Consider the following 558-nt stretch of genomic DNA (forward strand, 5'->3'; position numbering starts at 1 on the left):
CTCGCCATCCTCTGTCCATTTCACCAAATCTCCTGTGCGATACATACGCTCGCCTGGATAAAATGGGTCTGGGACAAATCGTTTGTCCGTCTCTTCCGGGAGATTCCAGTAGCCTCTGGCCAGTCCTTTCCCCGCAATGACGAGCTCACCCGGTACACCTGGCGGCGAGAAGTCATATAACGAACCCAAAATGTAAAAACGGGTATTGGCAATCGCTGTTCCGATAGGAAGCGTGCCTTGATATGGATCGATGATACCGCTTGTTGCCACGACCGTATTTTCAGTCGGGCCGTAGTTATTCACTAGTTTGTATCGAACCGGCTTCACCTGTTTCAGCTTGTCTCCACCTGTCAGTAAGTAGCGCAGAGAGTGATTGTCCATCGACATAAACTGCTCACATAGCTGGGTCGGTAGGAAAGCAATGGTGATGCCTTTTTCATTGAAATACGTATTGAGCTTGATCATATTGAGGCGAATTGCTTCGTCGATGATGTGCAGCTCTGCGCCGGCAATCCACGTTGGGAACATCTCCCAAATGGAGGCGTCAAAGCCAAAGCC

The 558-nt window shown here is 50.0% G+C and carries 1 protein-coding gene; it reads right to left on the reverse strand.

The window, feature by feature from the left end; genetic code table 11:
• Positions 1-558: AMP-binding protein (locus tag BA70_RS18965; protein ID WP_034325297.1), on the reverse strand; the 558-nt coding region annotated here is incomplete at both ends.

The organism is Bacillus zhangzhouensis (genome assembly GCF_000715205.1).
Classification (GTDB): Bacteria; Bacillota; Bacilli; order Bacillales; family Bacillaceae; genus Bacillus; species Bacillus zhangzhouensis.